Below are 23,645 nucleotides of genomic sequence, written 5' to 3' on the forward strand. Positions count from 1 at the left end.
ATCTCCTGGAAACATGTCGGGCTGGTCACGTTGATTTCGGTCACGCTCTCCCCGATGACATCCAGGCCCACCAATAAGAGGCCGCGTTTGAACAGAATGGGTGCGACGCTTTCGGCGATCTCTCTGTCACGCGCCGTCAAAGGCCGGGCAACACCCAGGCCGCCTGCCGCCAGGTTGCCACGAACCTCCCCGCCTTGCGGGATACGGGCCAGGCAATAAGGGGCCGGCTTGCCACCGATCAGAAGGATGCGTTTGTCACCTTCCGCAATGGCTGGCAAGAACTTCTGAACCATCACGGTATTGGTGCTGCCCTGATTGAGGGTTTCGATGATGGAACCCAGGTTCATCCCGTCGTCCCGCACCCGGAAGATGCCCATGCCGCCCATTCCATCGAGCGGCTTCAGGATGATGTCCCGGTGTTCTGCGTGAAAAGCTCGGATGGCTGCATCGCTGCGGGTCACGATGGTCGGCCCGATCAGTTCCGGAAACTCCAGGATCGCCAGCTTTTCAGGGTGATCGCGCAGTGCCCGGGGTTTGTTGAAAACACGAGCGCCTTCTCGTTCAGCCTGTTCCAGCAGATGCGTAGCGTAGAAAAATTCCGAATCGAATGGTGGGTCCTTGCGCATCAGGATCGCGTCGAAGCTGTTCAGCGCCTGGGCGCCTTCCGAGGTACTCGCTTCGAACCAGCGGCCCGCATCACCCGTCAGCCTCAGTTGCCGAACCACCGCGCTGACCTTGCCGCCCTTTTGCCACACCAGATCCTGAGGCTCGCAAGCCGCCAGGGTGTGGCCGCGGCGCTGCAACTCCCGCATCATGGAGAAGGTGGTGTCCTTGTAGATCTTGAAGGACTCAAGGGGATCGGCAACAAAAAGAATATGCATCGGGTGGCTGAGTTGGTCGGCAAAAAGCGCCGGCCTGTCCTTCAGGCCTGCGCACGAAATCGGTATTTTTGTACGAATAACGCAATCGTGCCGGCGACCACGCCCCAGAAGGCCGATCCGATGCCCGCGATGGCGACGCCGCTGAGCGTCACCAGGAAAGTGATGACGGCAGCCTCACGGTGGACCGGGTCTTCCACCGCTACGGCCAGGCCGTTGCCGATGGATCCCAGCAGCGCAAGGCCGGCGATGCAGGCAATGAGCGCCGGCGGAAAGGCGCTCAGCAGCGCGACAACGGTCGCACCTGCGATGCCGAGCAGGCAGTAGAAGAAACCGCAACCGACGGCCGCGGTGTAACGGCGAGCCGGATCGGGATGCGCCTCCGGACCCATGCAAATGGCCGCGGTGATGGCGCTCAGGTTCAATGCAAATGCTCCGAACGGCGCGAGCACCAGCGTTGCCAGCCCGGTCAGGCTGATGATTTTGGAGACCGGCAATGCATATCCTGCTGCTCGAATGGCAACGACGCCCGGCAGGTTCTGCGAAGCCATGGTGACAATGAACAAAGGCAAGGCCAGACCGATCGTCGCGGACCAGCTGAACGCGGGGGAGACGAAGACCGGCACGGCGAATGCCACGGGAACCGACGCAAACGAAAGCCCGCCCTGCCCTGCTGCGCAGGTAGTGCCTGCGGCCAGGCTGCACAGCACGGCGTAACGCGGCAACAGCCGACGCGCCAGCAAATAGGTGAGCAGCATCAGGAAGACCAGCAACAGCGACGAACCGGCAGCCGCGAAAGCCTGCATACCGAAGCGGGCAAGAACTCCCGCCAGCAATGCGGCCGCGATACCTGCCGGGATGCGGTCCATCACCCTTTCGAACCATCCGGTGGCTCCGACCAGGACGATCAGGGCAGCAGCCACCATGAAGACGCCGACGGCTTCCGCCATCGAATGGCCCGATCCAGCCAGTGCCAGCACCGCAGCGCCCGGCGTGCTCCATGCCACCATGACGGGCTTCCTCAACCACAGGGAAGGCAAGGCGGAACACAGTCCCATGCCCCATCCCAACGCCCACATCCAGGACGACACCATGGCGTCGTCGGCGCCGAACGCTCGTGCCGCCTGAAACACGATGGCGGCCGAACTGGTGAATCCCACCAGGACGGCAACCAGTCCGGCAGTTGCCGCCGATAGGCTCAGGTCACGGAAAAAACGCATGGATGCGGCGGTCTCAGATTTCGATTTTCGACCCCATCTCCACCACCGAATTGCTTGGCAGATTGAGGAAGTCGGCTGCGGCACCGGCATTGCGGTGCATCTGGGCAAAGAGCTTTTCGCGCCAGTCGGCCATGCCGCTGCCGATGGTCGGAATGACGGTATCGCGCGACAGGAAATAGCTGGTGGTCATGGGGTCGAGCCCGCAACCGCGTCCTCGCAGGTTCGCAAGTGCCTGCGGGATGTCGGGATCGTTCTTGAAGCCGTAGTGAATGACGACCTGCCAGCAGTTCCGGCCCAGCGGCTCGACCTCGAGGCGCTTGTCCATGCCAAGCCAAGGCACTTCATGCGAGCGCACGGTGACGAACAGGTTCTGCTCGTGCAGCACCTTGTTGTGCTTGAGATTGTGCAGCATGGCGTTGGGCACGCTGCCAGGCTCGCCGGTCAGAAAGACGGCCGTGCCTTCCACCCGGGTAGGCGGGCTGGTGAATACAGATTCCAGGAAGCTCGGCAGGTCGATGGCGTCGCTGCGCAGCTTTTCGTTCACCAGCGCGCGGCCATCCTTCCAGGTGATCATCAGCGTGAAAATGCCGCCGCCGATCATCAGAGGGAACCAGCCCCCATCGACCAGCTTCAGCAGGTTCGATGTGAAAAACGCCAGGTCGACGACAAAAAAAGCGCCGGTGGCTGCAAGGCAGAGCGCCAGCGGATAGTTCCAGCGATATCGAATGACAAAAAACGTGAGCACGGTGGTGATCAGCATGTCGAGGGTGACGGCGATACCGTAGGCACCGGCCAGGTTGCTCGACGACCTGAACATCACCACCGCCAGCACGATGGCGACGAACAGGCCCCAGTTCACGAACGGGATGTAGATCTGCCCGGCCTCGCGCACGCTGGTGTGCTGCACATTCAGGCGCGGCAGGTAGCCCAGCTGCACCACCTGCTTGGTGATGCTGAAGGCACCGGAGATCAAGGCCTGCGACGCGATGACGGTCGCCATGGTGGCCAGCAGCACCAGCGGCAGCAGCGCCCAGGGCGGCGCCATCATGAAGAAGGGGTTCTGCACCGCACCGGGTTCGGCCAGCAGCAACGCGCCCTGGCCGAAATAGTTCAAGGTGAGCGAGGGCATGACCACCAGGAACCAGGCCAGTCGGATCGGTTTCTTGCCGAAATGGCCCAGGTCGGCATAGAGCGCCTCGGCACCGGTCACGCACAGCACCATGGCACCCAGGATGATGAAGGTCACCAGCGGATGCAGCCAGATGAAACGCAGTGCGTAATAGGGGTTGAGGGCCTTCAAGATCTCCGGATGGCCGGAGATGTGCATGACACCCAGCGCCGCGATGGTGATGAACCACACCAGCGTGATGGGCCCGAAGAACTTGCCGATACCGCCGGTCCCGCGCTTCTGGACCAAAAACAGGCCGAACAGCACCACCAGCGTGATCGGGATCACATAGGTGCGGAAAGCCGGCGAAATGACCTCGAGCCCCTCGACGGACGACAGCACCGAGATGGCCGGCGTGATGACACCGTCGCCATAGAACAGCGAGGTGCCGAATATGCCAACCAGCAGCAGCACCTTGCGCAGCTTGGGCTTATCCTTTACCGCCTGCGAAGCCAGTGCGAGCATGGCGACCAGCCCACCCTCGCCGTTGTTGTCGGCGCGAAGGACCAGCACCACGTATTTCAGGGCCACGACGATGACCAGCGTCCAGAAGAACATCGACAGCACGCCGTAGACGTTCTCGGGCATGAACGGCACCCTGCCGGTGTGGAAGACTTCCTTGACGGCGTAGAGAACGCTGGTTCCGATGTCTCCGTAGACGACACCGATAGCGCCCAGGGTCAGGGCAGGAAGCGAGGTTTTATTGCTGTCGGACACGGGGTGCGCGGGGGCGTTTCGGCGTTGGCCCGAAGAGGCCCCGGCCGCTGGCAGCGACCGGTACGCCGGCACTGGGCCGTTGTGTTGGGGCCGCTATTGTGCGCCGGCCGCCCCGTCCGCCACGTGGTGCAAACGCCACCGGGAACCAGGAGCAGTCGAAGATGTTGCGGCGCAACAACCCGGTCGCCCGTTCAACGATCAGTCGTAGACCTCTGCCTCGGGGTTGGTCGCTTCCAGCTCATAGCTGGCGGCCAGCATCGCCAGGCGGCCGATCACGCCATACATGTAGAAACGGTTCGGCTCCTCGGCGGTACCCTTGCCGACCGGCTGTGTCATGCGGGCGCTGCCGTCGAAATCGAGGGGAACGACACCCGAGCCCGGTGTGTTGAGATTCTCGTCGATGCCTCGTTCGCCGTTGACCCGGTAGAAACCGCCGACGACGTAACGATCCATCATGTAGACCACCGGTTCGGCGGTGGCATTACCGACATGTTCATAGGTCGGCACACCTTCTTGCACGATCACCTCGTGCAGGGCGCGGCCGTCCTTCGAGGCGCTCATCTTCTGGCGTGTGCGGTCACTGAGCGATTGCAGGTCGCGCGGATCGTGCACCGTCATCACACCCTTGCCGCCGGTGCCGTTGTCGGTCTTGACGACGGCGAACGCCTTTTCATTGATGCCGTATTCCTTGTATTTTCGGCGCACCCGCGACAGCAGCATGTCGACGTTGTGGGTCAGTTCTTCCATGCCCACGCCGTTGTTGAAATCGACTTCTCCGCCCTGCCCGAACAGCGGATTGACCAGCCACGGATCGATACCCAGCATTTTGCCGAAGCGCTTGGAAACCTCTTCGTAGCTCTGAAAATGGCGGCTCTTGCGGCGTACCGACCAGCCGGCGTGCAGCGGCGGCAGCAGGTATTGCTCGTGCAGTTCCTCGAGGATGCCCGGCGCGCCTTGCGACAGATCGTTGTTCAGCAGGATGGTGCAGGGATCGAAGTGCCGTGTGGCAAGGCGGCCACCGTTGCGCACCACCGGCTCCAGGCGCAGTTCTTCGCCGTTGGCCAGCTTGAGGATGGTGACATCCTTGATGTCCGGATCGACCGAACCCACCCGCACGTTCAGCCCTGCTGCATGGAAGATGCGCGCCAACTGCGCCACGTTGACGAGGTAATCGGGGTCGCCGTGGTTTTCCGGGATCAACAACAGGTTGCGGGCTTCGGGGCAGATCTTCTCGATGGCCGCCATGGCGGCCTGCACCGCCAGCGGCAGCATCTGGCCCGTCAGGTGGTTCCAGCCGCCCGGGAACAGGTTGGTGTCGACGGGCGCCAGCTTGAAGCCGGCGTTGCGCAGATCGACCGAGCTGTAGAAAGGCGGCGTGTGCTCCATCCATTCCAGGCGAAACCAGCGCTCGATGGCTGGCGTGGAATCGAGGATGCGCTGCTCCAGTTCGTTGATCGGACCGGTGAGTGCCGTGATGAGATGCGGAACCATGCGGCCCTCTGTGACTGGCTGGCAAAAACAAGGCTCTGCGCTGGAAAGGCAGAGCCGGTCGTAGGGATATGGGGCGGCTGGAGCTTAGTGCAAGAGTGTGAAAGCAGCGAATTGACGCGACGCTGTCAGCCCCGGATTTCGCCCTGGCCCAGCACCACCCACTTGAGAGAGGTGAGGCCCTCCAGACCGACAGGGCCGCGCGCGTGGAACTTGTCGGTGCTGATGCCGATTTCGGCGCCCAGTCCGAATTCGAAGCCATCGGCGAAACGGGTGCTGGTGTTGACCATCACGCTCGCCGAGTCGACCTCGCGCAGGAAACGCTGTGCGTTCATGTGGTCGCGGGTGAGGATGGCGTCGGTGTGGTGCGACGAATAACGGTTGATGTGCGCGATGGCTTCGTCCACGCCCTCCACCAACTTCACGCTGATGATGGGCGCGAGGTATTCCTCGGACCAGTCCTGCTCGGTCGCTGCCGTCACATGCGCACCTGGCAGGTCGGCAAGAAGCGCCATGGCTTCCGCGTCGCAACGCATCTCGACGCCCTTGTCGGCGTAGATTTTTCCGATCAGCGGCAGGAAGGCTGCAGCCACTCCGCGCGCCACCAGCAAGCCTTCGGTGGCGTTGCAGGGGCTGTACTTGCTGGTCTTGGCGTTGTCGGCCACCCTGACCGCCATGGTGATGTCGCACGGGTCGTCGACATAAGTGTGGCAGTTGCCATCCAGATGCTTGATGACCGGCACCTTGGCTTCGCGGCTGATGCGCTCGATCAGGCTCTTGCCACCGCGCGGAATGATCACGTCGACGAATTCCGGCATGGCGATCAGCTGCCCGACGGCTTCGCGGTCGGTCGTGCCCACCAGCTGGACGGCCTCGGCGGGCAGGCCCGCCAGCCCGAGCGCCTGGCCGACCAGTGCGGCCAGCGCCTTGTTCGATTCGATGGCCTCCGAGCCGCCGCGCAGGATGCAGGCATTGCCGCTCTTGATCGACAGGCTGGCGGCTTCGATGGTCACATTGGGCCGGCTTTCATAGATCATGCCGAAGACACCGAGCGGCACCCGCATGCGTCCCACGCGGATGCCGCTGGGCTGCTGTTGCAGGCCGACGACGTCGCCGATCAGTTCGGGCATGGCGGCCAGCTGGTCACAGCCCTGCGCGACCGTCTCGATGACCTTGGGCGTGAGGCGCAGGCGGTCGACCATGGGTGCCGACAGGCCGGCCGCCTCGGCGCGGGCCAGGTCACGTGCGTTGGCTTCGGCGAGTGGTGCGGGGTTTTCGCGCAGCAACCTGGCCAGCGCACGCAGCGCGGCGTTCTTGGTGGCGGCATCGGCGCTGGCCATGCGGGCGGACGCAACCCGGGCCTGCAGCCCCAGGGTGTGCACGTATTCGGCGACGTTCAAGGCGTTCATGCCGCCATTTTCCCACGCGGCGGCAGCCCCGTGCGAGACGGGGATTCAGGCCGCGCGCGAAACCGGGACCGTGGCGCAGGCGCGGCAAAGCCGCAGCGCCAGCCGCATCAGTGCCTGCCAGCCATCACGTGGCCAGCCTTCCTGAGGCAGGCCCTTGACGATTCCGTCGACCTTGTGGGCGTCCTGCAACAAGGTCGACAACAGCGCCCCGTCGAGCCGCGGCAGCACCCGCTCGAACAGGCGTTCGCGCGGGCCCCAGACCCGCTGTTCGCGCAGCGCCATCGGCAGCGGCCGGCCCTGGTTCATGGCGTCCTTCACCCGCTTCAGGGCGCGGATGTCTTCGGACAGCGTGTAGTGCACCAGCACCTCGGCCTCGCCCTCGGCCTTAAGGCCTTCCAGCATGCGCTGTACCCGTCCGGCCTGGCCGGCCAGCACGGCCTCTGAAAGCTTGAAGACGTCATACCGGGCGACATTCAGGACCACCTTCTCGACCTGCTCCCATGACAGCGGCCCGGCCGGATACAGCAGTGCCAGTTTCTGGATTTCCTGGTGTGCGGCGAGCAGGTTGCCTTCGACCCGGTCGGCAAAGAACTGCAAGGTGCGCTGGCCCTCTTCGCCTTGCGCCACCTGCTGCCCCTGCACCTGGAGGCGCTGGGCGATCCATTGCGGCAACGCCCCGCGTTCGACGGGCTCGACCTGGATACCGACGCCGTGTTGCTCGAGTGCAGCGAACCACGCCCCGCTGCGGGTGGTCTTGTCGAGCCGCGGCAGCAGTACCAGCGTCAGGGTGTCCTCCTGGCTGGCCGCAATGGCGGCGATCTGCTGCAGTGCGGCGCTACCGTCCTTGCCCGGCTTGCCGGAAGGGATGCGGATCTCGACGATGCGCTTTTCGGCGAACAAGGACAGCGCACTGCCGTCGGCCAGTACGCCGCTCCAGTCGAAATGAGCGCCGGCCACCGTGTGCACCGTGCGCTCGGCCGCGCCCTGCCTGCGCGCGGCGGCGCGAATCGCGTCCGCCGCTTCCTGTACGAGCAACGGCTCGTCGCCGTGCACGGTATAGAGCGGGCGCAGAGTCTTCTGCAGATGGGCCGCGAGTTGTGCCGGGGCGAGCTGCATGCCTGTCAGATCTGCTTGACAGCCGCCAGGCGCCGCAGGATCTGCCGCACCACGTCGGTCTGCAGGTTTCGGTAGATGAGTTGTGCCTCTTGTTCCTTGGCCAGGGCCAGGGTTTCGTCGTAGCTCTGGTCTTGTTGCAGCAGCAGTTCGGTAGACGGCAGTATTTCGCGGTCGTCGGGTGTGTGCAGGGCAAAACGCACCCGTATCCGCAGCTGGAATTCGCGCACCTGGCCGCTGGAGTTGTAGCCCAGCACGATGCGTTCGCGCTGGTCCTGCAGGATGTCCAGCACCACATCGCTGGTGTCCCGCTGCGTCAGCTCACGGGTCACCACCAGGCCGGTTCCGGCTGCGAGGTTGCGTCGCAGCTCGGCCACGAAGGTCGAGTTGGGATTCCCGTTGATGTAGACCGACTTGAAGGCGAAACTGGGCGCCTCCCGCAGGTGGAAACCGCAACCCGCCAGAGGTGCGGCGACGGCGGCGGGCACAAGGCCCAGCAGGGCGCGACGGTTCAGCATGTTCAGACCACCAGGTTGACCAGGCGTCCAGGCACCACGATCACCTTCTTGGGCATCGCGCCGCCGGAGAACTTGGCAAAGTCTTCGCTGGCCAGTGCGGCCGCCTCGATGGCAGCCTTGTCGGCGCCGGCCGGCACGCGGACCGAGCCGCGCAGCTTGCCGTTCACCTGCAGCATGAGCTCGATCTCGTCCTGCACCAGCGCCGCCTCATCGACCACGGGCCAGGCCGCATCGAGCAGATCACCCAGCTCGGCCGCGTAACCCAGCTGTTTCCACAGCTGATCGGTGATATGCGGGGTCGCCGGGTACAGCACCCGCAGCAGGATGCTGAAGCCCTCGATGGCGGCCACTTCGGCGCCTTCGACACCCTCGCCCTTGAACGACTCCAGGGCATTGAGCAGCTTCATCGCGCCCGACACCACCGTGTTGTATTGCATGCGCTGGTAGTCGTAGTCGATCTGGCGCAGCACGTTGTGCACCTCGCGGCGCAGCGCCTTCGCCGGCGCACCGAACGTCACCTGCTGCAGTTTGTCGATACCGGCAATGCTGGCGTTGGCCGCCACGCTGTCCAGCGCAGACAACCTGACGCCGAAACCCCAGACACGTTTCATGAAACGGTAGCTGCCTTCGACGGCAGCGTCGTTCCATTCGAGCGTCGCCTCGGGAGGCGCGGTGAACATGGTGTACAGGCGCGCGGTGTCGGCGCCGTAGCGGCCGATCAGGTCCTGCGGATCGACACCGTTGTTCTTGCTCTTGCTCATGGTGCCGACGCCGCCGTATTCGATGGCCGAGCCATCAGACTTGAGCGTGGCGCCGATCACCTTGCCGGCCGCGTCGTGCACGTTCTCGACCTCGTGCGGCCAGAAATATTCGACCGCGCCCTTGGGCGTTTTACGTGAGTAGATGTGGTTGAGCACCATGCCCTGGGTCAGCAGCTTGGTGAAGGGCTCGTCGATCTTCACCAGACCCATGTCGCGCATGACCTTGGTCCAGAACCGTGCGTACAGCAGGTGAAGGATGGCGTGTTCGATGCCGCCGATGTACTGGTCCATCGGCATCCAGTACTGCGCGCCTTCACCGACCATCTGCCGGTCGTTCTTGGGGTCGCAATAACGCATGAAGTACCAGGACGAATCCACGAAGGTGTCCATGGTGTCGGTCTCGCGCCGCGCCGCCTTGCCGCACACCGGGCAGACCACACCGGCGTGGAAACCTTCGTGCTTGATCAGCGGATTGCCGGATCCGTCGGGGATGCAGTCCTGCGGCAGCACCACCGGCAGGTCTTTTTCAGGCACCGGCACGGCGCCGTGTTCCTCGCAATGGATGATGGGAATCGGCGTGCCCCAGTAACGCTGGCGGCTGACACCCCAGTCGCGCAGACGCCAGGTGGTCTTCTTGCCGCCCAGACCGCGTTCTTCGAGGGCATGCGCCACGGCGTCGACGGCTTCGCCATACGGCAGTCCGCTGAAGTAGTCGGAGTTGACCGTGACGCCCTCGCGCTTGTCGGCGTACCAGTCGTTCCAGTGGTGGTAGTCGTAGTGTTCGCCGTCGACCTGAACCACCTGGCGGATCGGAATGTCGTACTTCAGCGCAAAGCTGAAATCGCGCTCGTCATGCGCCGGCACGCCCATGACCGCGCCGTCGCCGTAGCTCATCAGCACGTAGTTGCCGACCCAGACTTCGACCGGGTCTTCCATGAACGGATGGGTGACGAACAGGCCGGTGCGGATGCCCTTCTTTTCCTGAGTGGCCAGTTCGGCCTCGGTGGTGCCACCGGCCTTGCAGTCGGCGATGAACGCGGCCACCGACGGGTCGAGCGATGCTGCGTGTGCGGCCAGGGGATGCTCCGGTGCCACAGCGCAGAACGTCACACCCATGATGGTGTCGGCCCGGGTGGTGAAGACATACATCTTGCCGTCGCCGATGAGCTGGCCGTCGGCGCCGCGGATGTCGTGCGGGAAGGCGAACCGCACGCCTTCGCTCTTGCCGATCCAGTTTTCCTGCATCAGCCGCACCCGCTCGGGCCAACCCGGCAACTGCGTCTGAACATGGCCCAGCAACTCTTCGGCATAGTCGGTGATCTTCAGGTAATAGCCCGGGATCTCGCGCTTTTCGACCACCGCGCCAGTGCGCCAGCCCTTGCCGTCGATGACCTGCTCGTTGGCCAGCACGGTCTGGTCGACGGGGTCCCAGTTGACCACCTGGGTCTTGCGGTAGGCGATACCCTTTTCGAGCATCTTCAGGAACAGCCACTGGTTCCACTTGTAGTACTCCGGCGAGCAGGTGGCGACCTCACGCGACCAGTCGATGGCCAAGCCCATCGCCTGCATCTGCTGCTTCATGTAGGCGATGTTGTCGTAGGTCCACTGCGCCGGCGGCACGCCGTTCTTCAGTGCGGCGTTTTCGGCGGGCAGGCCGAAAGCGTCCCAGCCCATCGGCATCAGCACGTTGTAGCCGCGCATGCGCAGCTGGCGCGCCAGCATGTCGTTGATGGTGTAGTTACGCACGTGGCCCATGTGCAGCTTGCCGCTGGGGTACGGCAGCATCGAACAGGCGTAGAACTTGGGCTTGCTCGTGTCTTCGGTGACCCGGTAGACGTCGCGGGCGGTCCAGTCGGACTGGGCGGCCTGTTCGACCTCTTGGTGAGTGTATTTGTCTTGCATGGAGAGAGAAAAAGCGCTGGTCGAGTGGGCGCCGACACGGCCGTGCGCCAGTGGGCAAGGCCCGATTTTAGGGTCGCCCGGCTGTTGCGGCCCGTGGAGTCGCCACGAAACCCACATGCGCCAGTCCGGCCTGCTGCGCCAGGCCCAGCAGGGCGACCACCCGGCCATAGGGCACTGTCGTATCGGCGCGCAGCTGCAGTTCGGTTTCAGGCGCTTCTGCGGCGACCTTCTCCAGCTGTGCGACGAGGGCTTCGTCGGTGAACGGGCGATCCTGCAGAAAGGCCTGACCACTGGCGTCGACCACCAGCAGCAGCCCTGCCTTGCCGGCCGGCGCAGGCGCCGCAGCGGCCTTGGGCAGGTCGAGTTTGATGCTGGTGGCCAGCAGGGGCGCCGTCAGCAGGAAGACAACCACAAGCACCAGCATCACGTCCACCAGCGGCGTGACGTTGATCTCGCTCATGGGTGCGCCTTCGGCACCGCGGGAGAGTCTTCCGAACGCCATCGTCCAGCGCCGCTCAGAGATCGCGCAAGTCTTGCGCAAAGCCTTCGAGTTCGGCCTCGATGCGGGCGATGCGTCGACCCAGCAGGTTGTAGGCCAGCACGGCAGGAATGGCCACGGCCAGGCCCGCGGCGGTCATCACCAGCGCCTCGCCCACCGGCCCGGCGATACGTTCGATGCTGATCTGGCCGGCACCCGCGATATCGACCAGCGCCCGGTGGATGCCCCAGACGGTGCCGAGCAAACCCACGAACGGTGCGATGGCACCGGTGCTGGCCAGCAGCACCTGGCCGAACTGGAGATGGGCCGATGCGCGGTGCAGCGCGTCACGCAGGACACGGGTACGGCGCTGGGCGACATCGCCGCCGGCCGCCATGCCGGTGCCGCCACCCACATCCAGGGCCTCGACGAAAGGCATCACCAGCCTTTGAGGATCAAAGGCCGGAACCCGCTGAAGGGCATCGGCCGTCGAGGCGGATTGCCAGAAAGCGCCGATGGCACGCCGGCAGTTGCGGGCAGCGGACCGCAGCAGCCAGATTTTCCAGAGGATGACGATCCAGCTCACCACCGACAGCAGCAGCAGTGCCGCGGCCACGGTGCGGGCCAGTGCGTCGCCGTCGAGGAAAAACTGCAGCGTGTCCATCCGGCCGCTCAGGCGCGCAGGCCGAGCACGTCGAACATGTCGAACAGGCCTGTCTTGCGGCCAGCCAGGAAATGCGCGGCCCTGAGGCTGCCTTGCGCATAGGTCGCACGGCTGGAGGATTTGTGGGTGATCTCGATCCGCTCGCCGATTCCGGCGAACAACACCGTGTGGTCGCCGACGATGTCGCCGCCGCGGATGGTGGCGAAACCGATGGTGGAAGGATCGCGCGCGCCGGTTTCGCCCTCGCGGGTGTACACAGCGCAATCTTCGAGCGACCGGCCCAGGGCCTCGGCCAGCACCTCGCCCATCTTCAACGCGGTGCCGGAGGGAGCATCCACCTTGTGACGGTGATGCGCCTCGATCACCTCGATGTCGTATCCGGTGGAAAGCGCCTTGGCGGCCATCTCGAGCAGCTTGAGGGTGACGTTGACGCCGACGCTCATGTTGGGCGCCATGACGATGGCTATCTCGCGCGATGCCGCTTCGATTTCAGCCTTTTGGGCAGCCGTGAAACCGGTCGTGCCGATAACCAGGTTGACGCCGTGTTCGCGGCACACCGCCAGGTGTTTGAGCGTGCCCTCCGGGCGCGTGAAATCTATCAGCACTTCGGCGGGCCGAATGCCGGCTGCCAGATCCGCAGTGATCGGCACGCCGCTGGCATAACCGAGAAAAGCGGAAGCGTCGGAAGCAATCGCCGGACTGTTCGCCTGGTCGAGTGCGCCGGCCAGCGTGCAGCCGGCATCCGCGCGGATCGCCTCGATCAGCATGCGGCCCATGCGGCCGGACGCACCTGCGATGGCGATCTTCTGGGGGCCAGCGGTCGGCGTGGAAGAGATGTCGTTCATGCGAAGACGGTCCTGCAGGTCAAGTGACTAATGACGTCGGCGATGTTGCCGACACCCGCGACGAGAGGCTGCGGGTTGGTGGCGGTCAGCGCGCGCCGGATTCCAGCGGCGGATAGTTCCGGCCGGAAGGCGCCTCGGCAGCGATGGCCTTGTCGGCCTGCGCGGCGTCTGCCTTGCTGCGCACCGGGAACTTGTCCAGCTGGGCGGGCGTGGCTTCAAGGGGCGGCACCTTGCCGATCTTGGTCCGGGTATCGAGGGCAGCCACGAACTCGGCTTCGGTGGGCATTTCGTCGCCTTCGAAACGTGCGAGAAGATCGTTCTCGAAATAGAGGCTGAGACGACGCGACTGCGGCTCGACGCCCGGGCGCTTGATGGTGAAGACGTAGTCCCAGCGATCGGCGCGGAATAGGTTGGCGATCAGCGGCGTGCCCAGCACTTCCTTCACCTGGATGCGGCTCATGCCTTTTTCGAGCGCGGCCACCTGCTCTTTCGAGACGAAGTTGCCCTGCACGATTTCGATCTTGTAGGGAGTGATGGCGCTCGCCAGGCGGTTGCTGGCGCTGTCGACCGTGCCGCAGCCCGTCAGCAGTGCCGCAAAGGCGGCAGCGACCGCGGGGACGAGGCAACGGCGGAAGTGATCGAACATGGTTGATTGCACAGGCGATATGATCCGACGATTGTAGCGGCAGGGTCCGCGGCGACCGCCCCGCGGGTACTGGCCGCCCTGCCAGGAAACCGCCATGCACAGCAACATCGACGATCTCAAGAACACCGGCCTAAAGGCCACCTTGCCGCGCCTGAAGATCCTCGAGATCTTCCAGACCGGCAAACAACGCCACATGACGGCCGAAGACGTTTTCCGAGTTCTGCTGGAAGAACGCTCCGATATCGGCCTGGCCACGGTGTACCGGGTGCTGACACAGTTCGAGCAGGCCGCCATCCTGAGCCGTCGCCACTTCGAAAGCGGCAAGGCCGTCTACGAATTGAACGAGGGTTCGCACCACGATCACTTCGTCTGCACGCACTGCGGCAAGGTAGAGGAATTCTTCGACGCTGAAATCGAGCAGCGCCAGCAAGCCGTTGCCAAGGCCAAGGGCTGGCAGGTGCACGACCACTCGATGGCACTCTACGGCCTGTGTGCCGAATGCGGCAAGGCGCCTGTCCGCCGCAACGGCTGATCAGCCCGGACCCTGCGGCCGGCCGTCAGCGCTGGCCGGTTTCCATGGCGCGCTGGTGGCGCTCGACGAATTCCTGATAGGTGTCGATACCGCGCAGTTGCAGGATGGTATTGCGCACCGCGGCCTCGACCAGCACGGCAATGTTGCGGCCTGCCACCACCTGAATCACGGCCTTGCGCACCGGCACACCCAGCACGTCCTGAGTGAGGGGTTCATAGGGAAGCCGCTCATATTCGCGTTCCATCGTTTCCTTGCGCACCAGGTGAACGATCAGCTTGAGCCTCATCTTTCGGCGTACCGCCGTTTCACCGAAGATCGCGCGGATGTCCAGCAAGCCGATGCCGCGAACCTCGAGCAGGTTCTGCAGCAGTTCGGGGCAACGCCCCTCGATGGATGCCTGGTTGATGCGGTACAGGTCCACTGCATCGTCGGCAACCAGCCCGTTGCCGCGCGAGATGAGTTCCAGCCCCAGTTCGCTTTTGCCCAGTCCCGATTCGCCGGTGATCATCACACCCAGGCCCAGGATGTCCATGAACACGCCATGCATCGTCGTGCGGTCGGCAAAGTGCTTGGACAGGTAGGCACGCAGCACGTCGATCACGAAGGCCGACGACTCGTAGGTGGAAAACAGCGGAATCTGTGCCCGCTCGCACATCGACACCAAGGCTTCGGGCGCAGTCTGCGCATCGGCCAGCACCAGCACCGGCGGCTCGAGCGTCACGATGCGGGCAATACGGCGGGCACAATCTTCCGGTGTGGCGTTACTGAGATAGGCAACCTCACGTTCGCCCAATATCTGCACACGGTAGGGATGGATGTAATTCAGATAGCCGACCAGATCGGCACCGGATCGGGCTGCACGGACCACGATCTCGTCGAAACGACGTTCGGATGCGCCAAGGCCGGCGATCCACTCCCAGCGAAGCGAACCGCGGAATTCCTCGAATAGCGCGTCTGCGCTGACGACGGTGGGTTTCACCCGGTCAGGCCGGCTGGGTCGATTGCCACTGGGCAATGGTCTGATGCAACTCGTCCGCGTCGGTACTGGTCTTGATCTTCTCGCGAAGCGGGGCATCGCTGAGAAGCTCGGCGATCTCCGAAAGAATTTCGAGATGCTTTTGAGTCGCCGCCTCGGGCACCAGCAGAAAGATCAGCAACGCGACCGGACGTTCGTCGGGCGCATCGAATCCGATGGGTTGCGCAAGTTGGAAGACAGCCGCCATCGGCGCCTTCAGACCCTTGATGCGGCCGTGCGGAATGGCGACGCCATGTCCCAGTCCGGTCGACCCCAGCCGTTCGCGGGCGAACAAACTGTCAGTCACGAGCGCTCGGCTCAGGCCGTGGAGGCTTTCGAACAACAGGCCGGCTTCTTCGAACGCCCGCTTTTTACTCGTGGCATCGAGGCTCACGAGGACCTGTTCGGCGGGCAGGATGGCAGCTAGACGATTCATGGCGGTGGAGGCGCATTATGCGCCCCCGCCCTGGGAAAGCACCTAGCATGCAAAAAGGGATGGCGCGCAGACGCAACACATGTTTGCACCTGACACGCCAAGAGACCAAGCGTCTCTTTCACATCATGCGTTTCGGCGCTGAATGATGGTGGTTTTGCACCCGGTCCTTGTGGCGGACTACTTGACGGTCCAGTTTGTCCATCAACTCGTCGACTGCCGCATATAGGTCTGCATGCGCGCTCTCAGCAAACATCTCGCTACCTTTGACATGGATGCTGCATTCGGCCTTCTGCCTCAGCTGTTTCTCCTTGATGCTCTCCACGGTCAGGATCACATTCACGTCCACGAGGTCGTCGTAATGGCGGGTAAGGCGTTGAAGTTTGGTGGTCACGTAGCCGCGCAGCGCGGGTGTGACTTCGAGATGATGGCCGCTGATCGTCAGGTTCATGGAAGTTCCTCCAACTTTAGGAAACACCGTTTGAAAAACCATCCGTTGGTATCGGACGGTACGAACTGGGGATCTGTTGAGCGCTCGAATTCACTATGCGCCCGGTCTGTCGTGAATGCAATGCGGTCCCTGCACCTGAGTCGCAAAGGAATGCAAGCGACTTTGCGAAATCGACGCCAACTATCTGATGCATATCGATTTTTTTTGATACGACTAATCGACGAAATCGGCATGAACCGGGGAAACCGCAATCGCAGCAGGGCCGTAACAATTGGGCTTTTCAGCACCAGACTGGGGATGTTGCAGTGCCATAATCCGCGCTCTTATCGCAAGGAGAAAAGCGCCATGGAAACCTACCCGAGTCGGTAGCTTTCTGCTCCCGGGCCCACATCGGGGGTGGAAAGCGTGCCTCACCACCTACCCCGTTCGATGTAATCCACAGCCAGGGAGCGCGCCATGCTCAACATCTTCACGCTCGCCAACGGCCGTCTCTTCCAGGAAGAGATCGAGTCGTTGGAAGAGCTCGCCCGATTCACACCCATCTGGGTCGACCTGGAATCTCCCACGGTCGAAGAAAAAAGGTGGATCAAGCAACATTACGCGGTTTCCATCCCCGAGGACGCGACCGAAGAGGACATCGAAGAATCCGCCCGCTTCTATGAAGAGGACAACGGCGACCTGCACGTACGCAGCGACTTCCTGATCGCCGACGAGGAAGAACCCCGCTCGGTACGGGTGGCGTTCATCCTCAACCAGCACGACTCCGGCAAGAAAAGCCGGGGGGTCCTGTTCTCCATCCACGATGAAGACGTTCCGGTGTTCCGGCTGCTGCGCCTGCGGGCCCGGCGTGCGCCCGGCCTGATCGACGACGCCAAGGATGTGCTTCTGAAGCTGTTCGACGTCGACGCCGAATATTCGGCAGACACGCTGGAGAACATCTACGACGAACTCGAGAAGACCAGCAAGCTGGTGTTGTCCGAGAACGTGACCGACGCGGTAGCCGGCGAAGTGCTGGGCGCCATTGCCCGCCAGGAAGACTTGAACGGTCGCATCCGTCGAAACGTGATGGACACCCGCCGCGCCGTCAGTTTCATGATGCGAAGCCGCATGCTCAATGCCGAGCAGTTCGAGGAAGCCCGGCAAATCCTGCGCGACATCGAGTCACTGGACAACCACACCGCCTTCCTGTTCGACAAGATCAACTTCCTGATGGATGCGACCGTCGGTTTCATCAACATCAACCAGAACAAGATCATCAAGATCTTCTCGGTGGCCAGCGTGGCGCTGCTGCCGCCGACACTGATCGCGAGCATCTACGGCATGAACCTGCAGTTTCCTGAACTCGCAGCGCTGGGCAAGGCTGCGTACCCGTACGTCATCACCCTCATGGTGAGCAGCGCGGTCATTCCGATGCTGTATTTCCGCCGCCGTGGCTGGTTGAAGTAAGCGTCGCCAGCGCCCGGACGATGGCCTGCGCATAACGGCTGGCCACCGCCTCGACGAAGGCCGGAAAGTCCACATGGGCGCTGTTGTCCGCCCGGTCCGATACGGTGCGTACCGCCGCGAACGGCACGTCGTAGTCATGGCAGACCTGCGCGACGGCTGCGCTTTCCATATCGACCGCCAGGGCCAGCGGCAATTCCGCACGCAGTTCTGCGGCTTCGGTCAGGGTGCTGACAAAACGGTCGCCGCTGATGAGCAGCCCGTGATGAACCGCCATCAGGTGCAGGCCGAACCGCGCCAGGTCGGCCGGATCGCACAGGTTCTCGCGATCTGCCAATGCAATCCGTGCCGCCTGCAACAAGCGGCTGGAAAGAACCGGGTCGGAAGTGAATCGTGCCTGCCCATAAAGCGGCACCTCGTGGCGCGGGAACAGTGGCGAAGCATCCATGTCGTGCTGCATGAAACCGTCCGCAACCACCACGTCACCCACCCGCACGCCTGGCGCGAGACCACCGGCAACGCCGGTGAAGAGCATTTGCCGCGCGCCGAAACGTTCGATCAGAACAGTGGCGGTAGTGGCCGCCGCAACCTTTCCGATACCGCAAAGCGCCAGCACGACCGGGTGCCCGGCCAGGCGGCCCCGGACAAACTGGCGCCCCGCATGCGGCCGGGGCGGCTGGGTCTGCTCCAGCATGGCGACCAAGCCGTGTTGTTCTTCCGGCAGGGCACTCAGGATGCCCAGGCATGGTTCCGCTTCCATCGACAAGGACATCAATTCTTTTCGGGTTCGCCGCGCAACTCGCGTCGCAGGATCTTGCCTACCGGCGTCTTCGGCATTTCGTTGCGAAATTCGACGACACGTGGCCGTTTGTAGCCGGTGAGATGTTCACGGCAGTAAGCCTTGACGTTTTCTTCGGACAGCGCCGGGTCGCGGCGCACGATGACCAGCTTGACCGCCTCGCCGCTGTTTTCGTCCGGCACACCGATGGCGGCGCATTCGGCCACGCCGGGCATGCTGGCCACCACGTTTTCGATCTCGTTGGGATAGACATTGAATCCGCTGACCAGAATCATGTCTTTCTTGCGGTCGACGATGCGGAAAAAGCCTCTTTCGTCCACGGTGCCGATGTCGCCGGTCCGCATGAAACCGTCGGCCGTCATCACCTGCGCCGTCTCTTCCGGCCGCTGCCAGTAGCCGGCCATCACCTGCGGGCCACGGATGGCGATTTCGCCCGGCTCGCCCTGCGCGACCTCGCAGCCCTGGTCATCGATCAGCATGATCTCGGTCGACGGCAACGGCAGGCCGATGCTGCCCTGCACGGTTTCGCCCGCAGTCGGATTGCACGCTACCGATGGCGATGTCTCGGACAGGCCGTAGCCTTCACGCAAGGGCGAACCCGTCTTTTCCTTCCAGAGTTCCGCGACAGCAGAAGAAACGGAAGATCCACCCCCCACGCTCAGGCATAGGTGACGCCAGTCGACCGTTCCGAAATCGGGGTGATGGGCCAAACCCGCGAACAGGGTGTTGACCGCCGGAAACACATGGAAGCGCTCATGGGACAGCGCCTTGAGCATGGCCTTCAAATCGCGCGGATTGGGGATCAGGATCGCCTTGGCTCCAATCCGCAAGGCGAGCAGCATGATCACGGTGAACGCGAAGATGTGATACAGCGGCAACGCGCAGATGAAGGTGGGCTGTTCCCCCTGCGGCACCTTAGCCACGGCAGGCGCGTGCCAGGCCTCCGACTGCAGCGTGTTGGCCAATACATTGCGCTGCAGCAGCACCGCCCCCTTGGCAACACCCGTCGTGCCGCCCGTGTATTGCAGGAGCGCCATGTCGTCGGGCCCGAGCAGCGGCGGTTTCCACGCGATGCGGCCACCCTGGGACAGCACCTCGTTGAAACGCACCGTATTCGACAGGTGAAAGGCCGGCACCATCTTCCTGCGGTGTCGCACCACCCAGTTGACCAGCCCGCCCTTGAGCCAGCCGAGCCGGTCGCCCGTGGCGCACAGCACCACATGCTGCAGTGCGGTCGAAGCGACACATTTTTCCAGCGTGTTGGCGAAATTCTCCAGGATGAAGATGGCCTTGGCACCCGAGTCGCGAAGCTGATGCTCCAGCTCGCGCGGGGTATAGAGCGGGTTGACGTTGACCACCACCATGCCGGCACGTATCACCGCCATCGCTGCCGCCGGATACTGCGGCACGTTGGGCATCATCAGCGCCACCCGGTCACCCTTGACCAGGCCGACGCTCTGCAGCCAGGCGGCGACACGGCGGCTGTCTTCGTCCGTTTCCGAAAACCGGATGTCACGCCCCATGAACGAATACGCGACCTTGTCGGCGTGCCGAGACAGGCTTTCCTCCACCAGCGCCGCCAATGACGGATATGCCGAGGCGTCTATCTCTGCAGCCACGTTCGGCGGGTAAGCCTTCAGCCAGGTTTTTTCCATGTCGCCTCGTCTCACTGTTGTTTTGGAGTCGCGCGCAGCTTAACGTCAAGCTGCGGTGGTTCAGCCTCTGGATAATGCCGGGCATGACGCAAAAGGCCCCTCTTCGCTGGAAGCCCAATGTCACCGTTGCGGCGGTGATAGAACGTAACGGCAGTTTCCTTTTGGTCGAGGAAGAGACCGCGGACGGTTTGAAACTCAACAATCCGGCCGGCCACCTCGACCCTGGCGAAACGCCCGAGCAGGGCTGCGCCCGCGAAGCGCTCGAAGAGTCTGCCCATGAGTTCACGCCGACCGCGCTGGTCGGCGTCTATATCTCGCGATTCACCCGTAGCCGCGACAACGAAGACATCACCTATCTTCGCTTTGCCTTTGCCGGCAAGGTCGGCAAACACCACGAGGGGCAGCCGTTGGACGAAGGTATCGTCCGCGCCATCTGGATGACCGCGGACGAGATCCGGGCCTGCCCCGAACGCCATCGCAGCCCGCTCTTGCTGCGCTGCCTGGAAGATTACCTGGCGGGCCAGCGTTTCCCCCTTTCGGCGGTGTACAGCGACCCCAGCGTAACCGGCGCAACAACCTGAATCACCAATGAAAAACGGGCGCTATGTGCGCCCGTTTGATCGGAATGATCAGACCTGAGCCCCGTTGTTGGGGTCCTTGCCGTCGCCCTTCGCAGGCAGCGGCTTCACCAGGTCTTCGCGTTTCACGCCCAGCCACATCGCAATCGCGGCGGCCACGAAACACGACGAGTAGATGCCGAACAAAATGCCGATGGTCAGCGCCAGCGAGAAGTAATGCAGCGTGGCACCACCGAAAAAGAACATCGACAGCACCATCATCTGAGTGGAACCGTGGGTGATGATGGTCCGGCTGATGGTCGAGGTGATGGCATGGTTGATGACCGCCTCGGTGTCCATCTTGCGCTGGCGCCGGAATGTCTCTCGCACCCGGTCGAAGATCACCACCGATTCGTTCACCGAATAACCCAGCACCGCCAGCACCGCCGCCAGCACCGCCAATGAAAATTCCCACTGGAAGAAGGCGAAGAAGCCCAGGATGATGACCACGTCGTGCAGGTTGGCCAGCACGGTTGCCACGGCGAACTTCCATTCGAAGCGGAAGGCCAGGTAGATCATGATGCCGGCGACCACCACGGCCAGCGCCTTCAGGCCGTCGGTCGCGAGTTCTTCGCCGACCTGCGGGCCGACGAACTCGACGCGGCGCAAGGTCACGCCGGCGCTCTTGTCTGCCTGCAACGAAGCCATCACCTTTTCACTCTGCTGGGCCGAGCTGACGCCCTTCTGGGCCGGCAGCCGGATCATGACGTCGCGGGCGGTGCCGAAGTTCTGCACCTGCACGTCCTGGAAACCCAGACCGGCGACCGATTTGCGGACCGCCTCCAGATCAGGCGACTGGGTGTAGTTGACCTCCATCACCGTGCCGCCGGTGAATTCCACCGACAGGTGCAGCCCGCGGTGCAGCAGGAAAAACACGGCGGCCAGGAAGGTGATGATGGAAACCGCGTTCAGGATCAGCGCGTGGCGCATGAACGGGATGTCGCGGCGGATGCGGAAAAATTCCATGATTGATATTTCCTGATTCGCTTATTTCGCGACGGCGGTGGAAGCCGAATCGGCTTCGGGACGCCAGACGGTGCCGATGGCGACGCTCTTCAGCTTCTTGCGGCGGCCGTACAGCAGGTTGACCAGCCCGCGCGAGAAGAACACGGCCGAGAACATGCTGGTCAGGATGCCGATGCAATGCACCACCGCAAAACCACGCACCGGGCCCGAGCCGAAAGCCAGCAGGGCCAGGCCGGCGATCAGGGTAGTGACGTTGGAGTCCAGGATGGTCGCCCACGCCCGGTCGTAGCCGGTGGCGATGGCCGCCTGCGGCGATGCGCCGTTGCGGAGTTCTTCGCGGATGCGTTCGTTGATCAGCACGTTGGAGTCGATGGCGACGCCCAGCGCCAGCGCCATGGCGGCGATGCCGGGCAGCGTCAGCGTGGCCTGCAGCATCGACAGGATGGCGACCAGCAGCATCACGTTGACCACCAGCGCGATGCTGGAGATGACACCGAACATCGCGTAGTAGAAACACATGAACACCGCGATGGCGGCCAGGCCCCAGGCCACGCTGTGGAAGCCGCGCGAGATGTTCTCGGCGCCCAGGCTCGGGCCGATGGTGCGTTCCTCGATGATTTCCATCGGTGCGGCCAGCGAACCGGCACGCAGCAACAGCGCGGTGTCGTTGGCTTCGACGGTGCTCATGCTGCCGGAGATCTGCACCCGGCCGCCCGAGATTTCGGAACGGATCACCGGCGCGGTCACGACCTCGCCCTTGCCCTTTTCGAACAGCACGATGGCCATGCGTTTGCCGATGTTGTCGCGGGTGATGTCGCGGAAGATGCGTGAACCCTTGGCATCCAGCGTCAGATTGACGGTAGGTTGCTGGGTCTGGTTGTCGAAGCCGGGCTGGGCGTCGGTCAGGTTCTCGCCGGTCAGCACGACCTGTTTTTTGACCACCACCGCCTGGCCGGCACGGTCGCTGTACTTCTCGTCGCCGAAGGGCACTGCCCCGCTGTTGCGTTCGGCCGCGCGGGCTTCGCTGCTCTCATCGACCATGCGCACTTCCAGGGTCGCGGTGCGGCCCAGGATGTCCTTGGCCTTGGCGGTGTCCTGCACGCCGGGCAGTTGCACCACGATGCGGTCGGCGCCCTGCTGCTGGATCACCGGCTCGGCCACGCCGAGCTCGTTGATCCGGTTGTGCAGGGTGGTGATGTTCTGCTTGAGCGCCTGGTCCTGCACCTTGCGCACCGCTTCAGGCTTGATGCGGGCCACGACACGTGCGCTTTCGCCTTCGCCGGCATCGCTGCTGACCAGATCGGGGAACTGGTCGGAAATGGCATTCTTGACCGCCGTCACGGTGGCGGCGTCGCGGGCGCGGATCTCGATGGCCTGGCCGTCGCGCGACACACCGCCGTGGCGGATGTTCTTGTCACGCAGGCTGCTGCGCAGGTCGCCCGCATAGGATTCGACCTTCTTGTCGAGCGCCGCAGCCATGTCGACCTGCAACATGAAATGCACGCCGCCGCGCAAGTCCAGGCCCAGGTACATGGGCACCGCGCCCAGCTTGGTCAGCCAGGCCGGTGAACGCGACAGCAGGTTGAGCGCCACCACGTAAGAGGGATCGTTGGCGTCGGGCACCAGCGCGCGCTGGACGGCGTCACGGGCCTTCAGCTGGTCGTCGGTGGACTCGAAGCGGGCACGCACCGAGGTGCCGTCGAGAGAAATCCCCGAAACGGGCAGGTTGGCAGCCTTGAGCGCCTCTTCGACCCGAGTCAGCGTAGTGGTGTCCACCTTGACGGCCGACTTGGCCGCCGAGACCTGCACGGCCGGGGCTTCACCGAAGAAATTGGGCAGCGTATAGAGCACGCCCACCAGCAGCACGATCACCAGGATCGTGTACTTCCAGACCGGATAACGGTTCATGATCGCGCTTTGTGCGGCG

General features: G+C 63.5%; 22 protein-coding genes (1 of these 22 only partly in view). 3 read left to right on the top strand and 19 right to left on the bottom strand.

From position 1 onward, the window contains the following. From gshB to AC3ANW_RS20475, 12 genes are all read right to left on the bottom strand, one after another. Nucleotides 1–881: the 5' portion of a glutathione synthase gene (gene gshB / locus AC3ANW_RS20420; protein ID WP_488342654.1), read on the bottom strand. It extends 70 nt beyond the left edge of the window; 881 of the gene's 951 nt are visible here — the first part of the coding sequence; its start codon is at nucleotides 879–881; the stop codon falls past the left edge of the window. A gap of 41 nt (nucleotides 882–922) precedes the next feature. Continuing rightward, complete coding sequence (locus AC3ANW_RS20425) at nucleotides 923–2,098, bottom strand: benzoate/H(+) symporter BenE family transporter (protein WP_488345473.1); 1,176 nt, start codon at nucleotides 2,096–2,098, stop codon at nucleotides 923–925. 13 nt (nucleotides 2,099–2,111) lie between these two features. After that, on the bottom strand, nucleotides 2,112–3,983 hold the full coding sequence (locus AC3ANW_RS20430) for a potassium transporter Kup (RefSeq protein WP_488342655.1): 1,872 nt from the start codon (nucleotides 3,981–3,983) through the stop codon (nucleotides 2,112–2,114). A 198-nt stretch (nucleotides 3,984–4,181) separates the two neighbouring features. Then, nucleotides 4,182–5,474, bottom strand: a complete 1,293-nt coding sequence (gshA, locus tag AC3ANW_RS20435) for a glutamate--cysteine ligase (RefSeq protein WP_488342656.1) — start codon at nucleotides 5,472–5,474, stop codon at nucleotides 4,182–4,184. 125 nt (nucleotides 5,475–5,599) lie between these two features. Beyond that, nucleotides 5,600–6,880, bottom strand: coding sequence for a glutamate-5-semialdehyde dehydrogenase (locus AC3ANW_RS20440; protein ID WP_488342657.1), 1,281 nt, complete (start codon nucleotides 6,878–6,880; stop codon nucleotides 5,600–5,602). A gap of 45 nt (nucleotides 6,881–6,925) precedes the next feature. Next, the gene (gene holA, locus AC3ANW_RS20445; RefSeq protein WP_488342658.1) at nucleotides 6,926–7,996 is read right to left on the bottom strand and encodes a DNA polymerase III subunit delta; all 1,071 of its coding nucleotides are present in this window, start codon (nucleotides 7,994–7,996) and stop codon (nucleotides 6,926–6,928) included. A 5-nt stretch (nucleotides 7,997–8,001) separates the two neighbouring features. Continuing rightward, entirely contained in the window at nucleotides 8,002–8,511 is a 510-nt protein-coding gene (locus AC3ANW_RS20450) for an LPS-assembly lipoprotein LptE (RefSeq protein ID WP_488342659.1), read from the bottom strand. A 2-nt stretch (nucleotides 8,512–8,513) separates the two neighbouring features. Further along, nucleotides 8,514–11,174, bottom strand: coding sequence for a leucine--tRNA ligase (gene leuS, locus AC3ANW_RS20455; RefSeq protein WP_488342660.1), 2,661 nt, complete (start codon nucleotides 11,172–11,174; stop codon nucleotides 8,514–8,516). Between the two features lie 67 nt (nucleotides 11,175–11,241). Continuing rightward, nucleotides 11,242–11,676, bottom strand: coding sequence for an ExbD/TolR family protein (locus AC3ANW_RS20460; RefSeq protein WP_488342661.1), 435 nt, complete (start codon nucleotides 11,674–11,676; stop codon nucleotides 11,242–11,244). 13 nt (nucleotides 11,677–11,689) lie between these two features. Beyond that, nucleotides 11,690–12,316: a MotA/TolQ/ExbB proton channel family protein gene (locus AC3ANW_RS20465; protein ID WP_488342662.1), complete on the bottom strand. Its 627-nt coding sequence runs from the start codon at nucleotides 12,314–12,316 to the stop codon at nucleotides 11,690–11,692. Between the two features lie 8 nt (nucleotides 12,317–12,324). Beyond that, nucleotides 12,325–13,161, bottom strand: a complete 837-nt coding sequence (gene dapB / locus AC3ANW_RS20470; protein ID WP_488342663.1) for a 4-hydroxy-tetrahydrodipicolinate reductase — start codon at nucleotides 13,159–13,161, stop codon at nucleotides 12,325–12,327. An 85-nt stretch (nucleotides 13,162–13,246) separates the two neighbouring features. After that, nucleotides 13,247–13,807, bottom strand: coding sequence for an outer membrane protein assembly factor BamE (locus AC3ANW_RS20475; protein ID WP_488342664.1), 561 nt, complete (start codon nucleotides 13,805–13,807; stop codon nucleotides 13,247–13,249). 94 nt (nucleotides 13,808–13,901) lie between these two features. On the opposite strand from AC3ANW_RS20475, the gene fur reads away from it, so the two are divergent. Next, nucleotides 13,902–14,339 carry a ferric iron uptake transcriptional regulator gene (fur, locus tag AC3ANW_RS20480; RefSeq protein ID WP_488342665.1) on the top strand — a complete coding sequence of 146 codons (438 nt, stop codon included), beginning with the start codon at nucleotides 13,902–13,904 and terminating at the stop codon, nucleotides 14,337–14,339. Between the two features lie 25 nt (nucleotides 14,340–14,364). Here fur and hprK read toward each other — a convergent pair whose 3' ends face one another. From hprK to hpf, 3 genes are all read right to left on the bottom strand, one after another. Then, nucleotides 14,365–15,318, bottom strand: a complete 954-nt coding sequence (gene hprK / locus AC3ANW_RS20485) for an HPr(Ser) kinase/phosphatase (protein ID WP_488342666.1) — start codon at nucleotides 15,316–15,318, stop codon at nucleotides 14,365–14,367. A gap of 4 nt (nucleotides 15,319–15,322) precedes the next feature. Beyond that, nucleotides 15,323–15,790: a PTS sugar transporter subunit IIA gene (locus tag AC3ANW_RS20490; RefSeq protein WP_488342667.1), complete on the bottom strand. Its 468-nt coding sequence runs from the start codon at nucleotides 15,788–15,790 to the stop codon at nucleotides 15,323–15,325. A 118-nt stretch (nucleotides 15,791–15,908) separates the two neighbouring features. Next, nucleotides 15,909–16,238, bottom strand: coding sequence for a ribosome hibernation-promoting factor, HPF/YfiA family (hpf, locus tag AC3ANW_RS20495; protein WP_488342668.1), 330 nt, complete (start codon nucleotides 16,236–16,238; stop codon nucleotides 15,909–15,911). Nucleotides 16,239–16,694: 456 nt separating this feature from the next. Between hpf and corA the strand changes: the two genes are divergently transcribed. Beyond that, nucleotides 16,695–17,684 (top strand): magnesium/cobalt transporter CorA, encoded by a 990-nt coding sequence (corA, locus tag AC3ANW_RS20500; protein ID WP_488342669.1) that lies wholly within the window; start codon nucleotides 16,695–16,697, stop codon nucleotides 17,682–17,684. Here corA and AC3ANW_RS20505 read toward each other — a convergent pair. Together AC3ANW_RS20505 and AC3ANW_RS20510 are read right to left on the bottom strand one after the other, a co-directional pair. Continuing rightward, the gene (locus tag AC3ANW_RS20505; protein WP_488342670.1) at nucleotides 17,641–18,441 is read right to left on the bottom strand and encodes a 5'-methylthioadenosine/adenosylhomocysteine nucleosidase; all 801 of its coding nucleotides are present in this window, start codon (nucleotides 18,439–18,441) and stop codon (nucleotides 17,641–17,643) included. The genes corA and AC3ANW_RS20505 overlap by 44 nt on opposite strands. A gap of 11 nt (nucleotides 18,442–18,452) precedes the next feature. Continuing rightward, nucleotides 18,453–20,135, bottom strand: coding sequence for a long-chain-fatty-acid--CoA ligase (locus AC3ANW_RS20510; protein WP_488342671.1), 1,683 nt, complete (start codon nucleotides 20,133–20,135; stop codon nucleotides 18,453–18,455). Between the two features lie 83 nt (nucleotides 20,136–20,218). On the opposite strand from AC3ANW_RS20510, the gene AC3ANW_RS20515 reads away from it, so the two are divergent. Continuing rightward, the gene (locus AC3ANW_RS20515) at nucleotides 20,219–20,716 is read left to right on the top strand and encodes an NUDIX hydrolase (protein ID WP_488342672.1); all 498 of its coding nucleotides are present in this window, start codon (nucleotides 20,219–20,221) and stop codon (nucleotides 20,714–20,716) included. A 48-nt stretch (nucleotides 20,717–20,764) separates the two neighbouring features. Here the strand turns inward: AC3ANW_RS20515 and secF are convergent, their stop codons facing one another. Together secF and secD are read right to left on the bottom strand one after the other, a co-directional pair. Beyond that, complete coding sequence (secF, locus tag AC3ANW_RS20520) at nucleotides 20,765–21,718, bottom strand: protein translocase subunit SecF (protein WP_488342673.1); 954 nt, start codon at nucleotides 21,716–21,718, stop codon at nucleotides 20,765–20,767. 21 nt (nucleotides 21,719–21,739) lie between these two features. Next, entirely contained in the window at nucleotides 21,740–23,626 is a 1,887-nt protein-coding gene (gene secD / locus AC3ANW_RS20525) for a protein translocase subunit SecD (protein ID WP_488342674.1), read from the bottom strand. Between the last annotated feature and the right edge of the window lie 19 nt (nucleotides 23,627–23,645).

Source organism: Xylophilus sp. PBN-3R (assembly GCF_057747805.1).

Bases quoted from the DNA above. Each gene is read 5' to 3' on its own strand.
- gshA (WP_488342656.1), bottom strand. From the start codon at position 5,474: ATGGTTCCGCATCTCATCACGGCACTCACCGGTCCGATCAACGAACTG.
- AC3ANW_RS20460 (WP_488342661.1), bottom strand. From the start codon at position 11,676: ATGGCGTTCGGAAGACTCTCCCGCGGTGCCGAAGGCGCACCCATGAGC.
- leuS (WP_488342660.1), bottom strand. From the start codon at position 11,174: ATGCAAGACAAATACACTCACCAAGAGGTCGAACAGGCCGCCCAGTCC.
- fur (WP_488342665.1), top strand. From the start codon at position 13,902: ATGCACAGCAACATCGACGATCTCAAGAACACCGGCCTAAAGGCCACC.
- hpf (WP_488342668.1), bottom strand. From the start codon at position 16,238: ATGAACCTGACGATCAGCGGCCATCATCTCGAAGTCACACCCGCGCTG.
- AC3ANW_RS20475 (WP_488342664.1), bottom strand. From the start codon at position 13,807: ATGTTCGATCACTTCCGCCGTTGCCTCGTCCCCGCGGTCGCTGCCGCC.
- AC3ANW_RS20450 (WP_488342659.1), bottom strand. From the start codon at position 8,511: ATGCTGAACCGTCGCGCCCTGCTGGGCCTTGTGCCCGCCGCCGTCGCC.
- holA (WP_488342658.1), bottom strand. From the start codon at position 7,996: ATGCAGCTCGCCCCGGCACAACTCGCGGCCCATCTGCAGAAGACTCTG.
- AC3ANW_RS20505 (WP_488342670.1), bottom strand. From the start codon at position 18,441: ATGGAAGCGGAACCATGCCTGGGCATCCTGAGTGCCCTGCCGGAAGAA.
- corA (WP_488342669.1), top strand. From the start codon at position 16,695: ATGCTCAACATCTTCACGCTCGCCAACGGCCGTCTCTTCCAGGAAGAG.
- AC3ANW_RS20515 (WP_488342672.1), top strand. From the start codon at position 20,219: ATGACGCAAAAGGCCCCTCTTCGCTGGAAGCCCAATGTCACCGTTGCG.
- AC3ANW_RS20425 (WP_488345473.1), bottom strand. From the start codon at position 2,098: ATGCGTTTTTTCCGTGACCTGAGCCTATCGGCGGCAACTGCCGGACTG.
- AC3ANW_RS20440 (WP_488342657.1), bottom strand. From the start codon at position 6,880: ATGAACGCCTTGAACGTCGCCGAATACGTGCACACCCTGGGGCTGCAG.
- secD (WP_488342674.1), bottom strand. From the start codon at position 23,626: ATGAACCGTTATCCGGTCTGGAAGTACACGATCCTGGTGATCGTGCTG.
- AC3ANW_RS20465 (WP_488342662.1), bottom strand. From the start codon at position 12,316: ATGGACACGCTGCAGTTTTTCCTCGACGGCGACGCACTGGCCCGCACC.
- AC3ANW_RS20510 (WP_488342671.1), bottom strand. From the start codon at position 20,135: ATGGAAAAAACCTGGCTGAAGGCTTACCCGCCGAACGTGGCTGCAGAG.
- AC3ANW_RS20490 (WP_488342667.1), bottom strand. From the start codon at position 15,790: ATGAATCGTCTAGCTGCCATCCTGCCCGCCGAACAGGTCCTCGTGAGC.
- secF (WP_488342673.1), bottom strand. From the start codon at position 21,718: ATGGAATTTTTCCGCATCCGCCGCGACATCCCGTTCATGCGCCACGCG.
- dapB (WP_488342663.1), bottom strand. From the start codon at position 13,161: ATGAACGACATCTCTTCCACGCCGACCGCTGGCCCCCAGAAGATCGCC.